A 6,199-nucleotide genomic window follows, 5' to 3' on the forward strand; every position below is an offset into this window, starting at 1 on the left:
CCTCCAGCACATCGCCCGTGCGCAGCTCCATGAAGATGCGGCGCATGTCGGGCGCCGATGCAGTTGTCTGTGCCATGGGCTCCTTCACAGCGAACGCAGGTACTGCGCGCGCCTGTCTTCGGACAGGCGGCCCAGCGCGCGCTCGTAGTCCAGGCCGGTGAGCTTGTCCAGTTCGGCGAACTCGTCGCTCACAGGGTCCGCATCGCCCGCGCCGCCAGGCACGTCGGCCAGATTGGTGACCACCGCCGAGGCGTCAGGCTTGCGTCGCACGTCCGCCGGCTTCTTGGTAGTGGCAATACCATGCAGAGCCACCACGCGGCGGTGCCCCTCTTCCAGGAACCAGCGCATGGGCTTGTGCTCATTGCCGGGCGCCGCGCCCAGCGCGCGCACCATGGCGTCCAGATCCGCCTGCTTGGCCGCGTCCTTGCGGTAGTCCACGATGCCCAGCTCTGCGCTCTGGGCCGCCTCCTCGAAGAAGCCGTTGATGGTGGCGGTCCAGGCTTGGTGGGTGGACTGCTGCTGCATCTCGGCCGACACCGTGGCGCGCGTCTTCATGTCGCGCAGCTGGTCGCGCTCGTCCTGCAGGCGGTCCAGCTCCGCGTCCAGCTCGGCCTGCTCCAGCTCGCCCTCGTTGAATTTGGCGCGGGCGGCGGCCACGGCGTCCTTGTTGGCCTTCACCTGGGCGTCGTAGTCGGCGGGCAGTTCCGCGCGATAGCCGCCGGCCTGCGGGGCAGCCTGCGGATTCGGTGCGGGCGCGTCGGTCGGATGCGTGGCATCCGTGGGTTCTGCGGGATCACCAGCAGGTGCTGCAGCCGACGTTGCAGCTGTGTCCGTTGGGTCGGTGGGCGTGCTGGGTTCCGCCTTGCCCTTGCCAGCGTCGTCCTGGTCGTCGTCGTCCTCGTGTTCTGCATCGAGCGCACCACGGCCCAGCGCCGCCAGCGCTGCCGCGTTGTCGGCGTCAGGGTCGTACTTGTCGCCGTCGTCTTCCATGGCCGCGCGCTCGGCGTCGGACAGGAGGCGCAGGTGGTCGTCGTTCAAGCTCATGTGTGCGTCCTTTCGTGGTTTGGATCACGGCAGGGTGGCAGGCTTGGTACGAGCTGGGCAGATAGGCTTCAACCCAGCTATTATTGAAAGAGCACAGACCTTCTACAACGGATTTCAAATGCTAGACAGACTTCTGGTAAAAAATTTCAAGTCTTGGTCCACCTTGGACATCGAGTTCAAAACTGTTACTGGGCTGTTCGGGACAAATAGTTCTGGGAAAAGCAGTATTCTTCAATTTTTGCTTCTACTCAAGCAAACTAAAAATGCAACAGATCGAGGCCTTACGTTAGACTTTGGCGGACCAGACCAATTCGTTAACCTTGGTAGTTTTAGCGATGTTATAAATCTCCACAATAATAACTGCAAGCTGGAATGGAAATTAAGATGGAAACTACCTAAGGAACTTCTAATAGCAGATCCAAGTGGAAAAAGAACAGATATTCTTTTCCGCAGCACCAAAATTACAGCGCAGTCAGAAGTAACCTTAGAAGATAAAATACCTACATCGGGTCGCCTTCAATATAATTTTGGAGGATATAAATTCATTCTGCAGCCCAAGAAAGAAGGTTCATCTGAATTTATTCTAAACTGCGAGTGGAAACCCCCTCAAAATTCATTTCAATTTGTTAGAAATAAAGCTAGAGCATGGGCTTTGCCAGGTCCAATAAAGACCCACTTATTCCCCGACCAAGCCAAAACTTATTTTCAAAACTCAGATTTTCTTGGCGTTCTTGAGTCTGAATATGAGTCTATGATGGATGCCATCTACTATTTAGGACCTCTACGTGCGCCTCCACGTCGAGAATATCCGTGGTCAGGTGCAAGTCCGAGCGATGTAGGAGTCAGAGGAGAAAGAGCAGTTGAGGCAATCCTGGCTGCCACAGTACGGGGTGAAACTAGAAATCTTGGTGGCAAAACACATTACAAACCCTTTCAGGGAATGATCGCCTATTGGCTGCAAAAAATCGGTCTTATCGATTCGTTTCGCATCGAAGAGATCGGATCAGGGGCAAATCTATATCGCGCAATAGTAAAAAGAGATAAAGATGGCCCTGATGCACTTCTAACTGATGTCGGTTTCGGTGTATCTCAGGTACTACCAGCTCTAGTTCTGCTTCAGTACGTCCCAACTGGCAGCACAGTACTTATGGAACAGCCCGAAATCCATTTGCATCCGGCCGTGCAAAGTGGTCTCGCTGATGCAATCATCAAGATTGCACAGACGCGGAAATTGCAAGTGATTGTGGAGAGCCACAGCGAACACATGCTAAGACGCTTCCAGCGCCGAGTTGCAGATGAGACAATTCCTTCAGATGATCTCAGACTATATTTTTGCGATAATAAAAATGGTGAAGCAAAACTAAATGATCTGAAATTAAACGAATTCGGAGAGATTGAAAACTGGCCAACAAATTTCTTCGGTGATGAAATGACAGAAATTGCAGAAACACGCATGGCAGCACTTACAAGGAAAATAAAAAGCCAAAAACCATGAAAATTACAATAGATACAAACGTCCCAATTTCAGCAAATGGGCGAAGAACACATGCAGGAGACGCTTGTCAACTAGCCTGTAGCAAATTTTTATTTGAGATAGCCACACAGAAGGTAAAGGATATTGTGGTTTTGGATGCTTCTGGGCTAATTTTAGCTGAGTACACTCCATTTTTATTCCATAGTGGACAACCCGGCATAGGAGATGTTTTTTTCAAGTACTTACACGATAATATGTACAATCCCAACAAAGTTGAATTAGTTGAAATTACACCCATTGATGATGAAAGCAGGGGATTCGCAGAATTACCTCCCAACAATATGGATCCTAGTGATCAAAAATTTCTTGCGATTGCCGTGAAAACTGGAGCCACCGTCGTTAATGCACTAGACACAGACTGGAAGGAAAAGGAGACGTTGATGATTCAACTAAAGGTTAAGGTACGCCAATTGTGTCCCGAACACGGATGCCTCATCTAGAATTTCTACGGTGCGGATCTAATGGGGTAGCACCATCGCAGCCATTGTTATCCATTAATTTTTCGTTGGCCATGCTCGGCGCATCATCGCTGCGTCAGCGGCGTGACCATCAGCCTTTCGCGCGATGTCTGCACCGCGCTCTGCCATTCGTCCACCACGCTCTGCCAAGTCTGCGAGTAGGGCTGTGCAGGTGCTGGAGTACTGAGCGAGAGCGGGCTGGGTAGCTCCCTCGATACGCTTTGGCAGACCGGCGAAGTCGCCGCGCATGCTTGTAGTAGTGCTGCGCAAGTCACGCAGGCTGCGCTCCAAATCCTGCTGCGCGGCCGCGTTGCGTTGATTCGTGGTTTGGAAGGTTGCGAGTGCATCGGACAGTCCTTTTTGAAATCCCGCCATGCTCCGAACGGCCTCGCGGGAGCCGGCCAGCTCGGTTGTGGTCTGTTGGTGACGTAGCCGTTCCAACTGCAGGCCATAGCGTTGGTCTTGCATCCACCAAGAGGCAGTTGCGCCAATGGCCAGCGCCGCTCCAACTGCAGCCATTTGGATGTAGAGCGCAGGGATCATCACTGCACCTCCATGCACGCGGCATATCGCGCCTGCTGGCGAGTCCAGACGCCGCGGCAAACCTTGTTGCCGGGCGTGCTGCAGTCGAAGCGCCACCGGGAGGGCTGCCCGCCAGCGCCCCACTGGTAGGCGGCGTAGCCCTGCAGGGGCTGGGCGCTGGTCATGAAACGGTAGGCCAGGTAGGCATGGCAGGCGCCGGCATAGTCGCCGGCATGCGTGCGCGCCAGCATCGAGGAGCCGCGCCAGGCCCCGCAGCCGTACTGACCCGCGAAGTCCACCGCCTGGGAAAACTCGACTGGATGCACCAGCGTGTCGCCCAAGGAATCGCGCACGCAGACCCCGTATTGCTGCTCCAGCAGGTTCACGGCCAGGTCGCGGGCGCGCTCCCTGGTGATGGGCGGATCTGCCATGTTCACGCGCCTGCCGTCCTCGTAGCGCGTGGCGCCGTGGCCAATGGTGGGCACGTCGCCGCGCACCGGGATGATGGGCGCGGCGCTGAACCCTTCGGCCGCGATCCAGGAAGCCAGGATGGCGGCGCCGATGCCCAGGCCTGCGGCAGGCACTCGGCCCCCGCTCACGACCGCGCCTCGCATGCTGCTGCCAGCTCCTGCGCCTGGCGCGCCCGGCGGTCCTCGCGCTCATTGCTCCAGCGCCACAGCAGGTAGATGACCTGCAGCACCACGTAGAGGATGGTCAGGGCCGTGGCCGTGTGGGTCATGGTCCAGCCGTTGGCGACGTTGGTGGCCACCACGGTGACCGGCGGCGCGGCCTTGGCGCCCTCCACAGCCGCCGTGCGCACGATGGTTTCTCGATCCATATCAGTCCTTGTTGTCGAATTGGTTCAGCCGGCCCGACATGGCGTCGAGCGTTTGGCGGCTCTGGGCTTGGATCTGGGCCACGCGCTCGCGCGAGTCGGCCTCGATGTGTGCCACCTGCAGGCGCACGTCCTGGTCACCCTTGATCTGCAGCGTCTTGTTGGCCAGGTCGGCCTGGGTCTTGGACAGCTTGCGGCGCAGCTCGTCCAGCTCCAGGTCGGCGTCGCGGCGCACGGTGGCGGCCACGCCTTCCATCTGCTGGGCCAGCGCGGGGTTGCCGCCGGCGGCGCGCAGCTGCTCGGCCTCGGCTTCCAGCTTCTCGGCGCGGGCATTGATCTCCCGGACCTTGGCCTGCTGCTCGGCCAGCGCCTGGCGCGCGCTCTCCTGCTGCATCTGCAGCGCCTCGGCCTGGGCCTGCATCTGCTGCTGGACCTGCTGCTGCTCCTCGGGCGTGAGGGGCTTGTTGGGGTCGCGCTCGCCGGTGAGCTTGCGCAGTTCGTCGGCCACCAGGTCGTTGTTCGGCAGGTCCGAGTACTCCATGGCCAGCGTCATGATGCGGATGGCCACCTCGGGCGGCAGCCGGCCCGCCAGCTGGTTCAGGCTTTCGAACATGACCTGGCGCAGCGTGCCCGAATAGTCCTGCTCGGACACCACGAAATCGGCCATGCTGGACGTGATGTCGTTCAGGTAGCGCACGCTGCCGTCCGGCTGGACCTCGGGCTGGTTGACCTTCACCCAGTCCAGCCGGCCCTTGTGGCCAGACAGGCGAATGACCTTCTCCTCCGTGTACCACTGCTCCACCAGGCTCAGCAGCTTCTCGCCCTGGATCTGCACGGCGAAGCGCAGGTTGTCGAAGGGCTGCGTGGTCACGACCGAGCCCTGCAGCTGGCGGGCTTCGATCGCGCGGCCGCTGACGGCGTTGGTGCGCCGGCCCAGGTTCTCGTCGCTGATGCCTGCGGACTTCTGGATGGCCTGGCCGTCCAGCGTCATCATCTGCACCTGGCCGGCGGCCATCTCGCTGTCGCGGTGGACTTCGAACTTCTTGCCAGCCTTGTAGATCACCACGCCGTCCGGCTGGTTGACCTCCTCGCGCGCTTCGTTGATGTCATCGAAGGCGCCCTTCTCCGCAAAGATCTGGTTCGTGGACAGCAAGAACAGCGCCTTGCTGGCCCGCTTGTTCAGATCCATCTGCAGGTCGCGCACGCGGCGCACCACCCCGTAGGGCATGCGGTCGCGGCCGCGCCGGTAGCACCAGATGGGCGTCAGGCTGAAACTGTTGTGACGCATGGGCGTTGGGCCCAGGGCCAGCAGATGGCCCTCGGTGAAGACCGCGACGTGCATGCGCATGGCGACGCGCTCCACGATGGAGCCGCCGTGCGCCCCCACCACGGCGCGCAGCGCATGGTCCCAGGGCTCCACGAACGAGCCCTTGAAAGGGCCGCTGGTCACCACCTGAACGGACGCCGGCATGCGGAACTGGCACTCGATCAGGCGAACGCGGCGCCGCGCCTCGCTGTCGATGTTGCCGCGCCCTCCGGCCAGGTAGCTGCCGCTGGTGTCGCTGACGTGGCGCTCGCTGGTGTGGCCTTGGAAGAAAAATTCGTCCTCGGCCCACTGCTGGGCGCTGAACTCCTCCTCGCGCAGCACGGCCCGCTCCAGCACGTCGCGGCGCTGCGGGTACATGGTGATGGCCACGTCTTCATCCACCCAGCGCGTGCGGAACAGGTAGCGCGCATCGCTCAGATCCGGCTCCATGGCCATCGAGTCCCAGAGCACATTGCGCCAGTCTGGGCTGCTGCCGGTTT

At 59.5% G+C, this 6,199-nt stretch carries 7 protein-coding genes; 2 read left to right on the forward strand and 5 right to left on the reverse strand.

The genetic code is table 11. From position 1 onward, the window contains the following. Positions 1 to 84 precede the first annotated feature (84 nt). The gene (locus tag DTS01S_RS28990; protein ID WP_061290083.1) at positions 85 to 1,044 is read right to left on the reverse strand and encodes a hypothetical protein; all 960 of its coding nucleotides are present in this window, start codon (positions 1,042 to 1,044) and stop codon (positions 85 to 87) included. A gap of 118 nt (positions 1,045 to 1,162) precedes the next feature. Here DTS01S_RS28990 and DTS01S_RS30175 point away from each other — a divergent pair, with 118 nt between their 5' ends. Both DTS01S_RS30175 and DTS01S_RS30180 read left to right on the forward strand, forming a co-directional pair. Continuing rightward, the gene (locus tag DTS01S_RS30175) at positions 1,163 to 2,539 is read left to right on the forward strand and encodes a DUF3696 domain-containing protein (RefSeq protein ID WP_074932130.1); all 1,377 of its coding nucleotides are present in this window, start codon (positions 1,163 to 1,165) and stop codon (positions 2,537 to 2,539) included. Then, entirely contained in the window at positions 2,536 to 3,018 is a 483-nt protein-coding gene (locus DTS01S_RS30180; RefSeq protein WP_074932128.1) for a hypothetical protein, read from the forward strand. Before DTS01S_RS30175 ends, DTS01S_RS30180 begins: the two co-directional genes overlap by 4 nt. A 54-nt stretch (positions 3,019 to 3,072) precedes the next feature. Here the strand turns inward: DTS01S_RS30180 and DTS01S_RS28995 are convergent, their stop codons facing one another. The 4 genes from DTS01S_RS28995 to DTS01S_RS30995 all read right to left on the reverse strand — a co-directional run. Then, a complete protein-coding gene (locus tag DTS01S_RS28995; protein ID WP_061290086.1) occupies positions 3,073 to 3,579 on the reverse strand; it encodes a hypothetical protein in 507 nt (168 codons plus the stop codon). After that, complete coding sequence (locus DTS01S_RS29000) at positions 3,579 to 4,157, reverse strand: glycoside hydrolase family protein (protein ID WP_061290093.1); 579 nt, start codon at positions 4,155 to 4,157, stop codon at positions 3,579 to 3,581. Before DTS01S_RS29000 ends, DTS01S_RS28995 begins: the two co-directional genes overlap by 1 nt. Then, a complete protein-coding gene (locus DTS01S_RS29005; RefSeq protein ID WP_017406469.1) occupies positions 4,154 to 4,396 on the reverse strand; it encodes a hypothetical protein in 243 nt (80 codons plus the stop codon). The genes DTS01S_RS29000 and DTS01S_RS29005 overlap by 4 nt, the downstream gene beginning before the upstream one ends. A 1-nt stretch (position 4,397) precedes the next feature. Beyond that, the coding region (locus tag DTS01S_RS30995; RefSeq protein ID WP_061290090.1) for a portal protein at positions 4,398 to 6,199 on the reverse strand (1,802 nt) is incomplete at its 5' end.

This window comes from Delftia tsuruhatensis NBRC 16741, assembly GCF_001571325.1.
Classification (GTDB): Bacteria; Pseudomonadota; Gammaproteobacteria; order Burkholderiales; family Burkholderiaceae_C; genus Comamonas; species Comamonas tsuruhatensis.

Excerpts from the sequence above, each read along its gene's own strand:
- DTS01S_RS28995 (WP_061290086.1), bottom strand. The coding sequence starts at position 3,579 with ATGATCCCTGCGCTCTACATCCAAATGGCTGCAGTTGGAGCGGCGCTG.
- DTS01S_RS30175 (WP_074932130.1), top strand. The coding sequence starts at position 1,163 with ATGCTAGACAGACTTCTGGTAAAAAATTTCAAGTCTTGGTCCACCTTG.
- DTS01S_RS30180 (WP_074932128.1), top strand. The coding sequence starts at position 2,536 with ATGAAAATTACAATAGATACAAACGTCCCAATTTCAGCAAATGGGCGA.
- DTS01S_RS28990 (WP_061290083.1), bottom strand. The coding sequence starts at position 1,044 with ATGAGCTTGAACGACGACCACCTGCGCCTCCTGTCCGACGCCGAGCGC.
- DTS01S_RS29005 (WP_017406469.1), bottom strand. The coding sequence starts at position 4,396 with ATGGATCGAGAAACCATCGTGCGCACGGCGGCTGTGGAGGGCGCCAAG.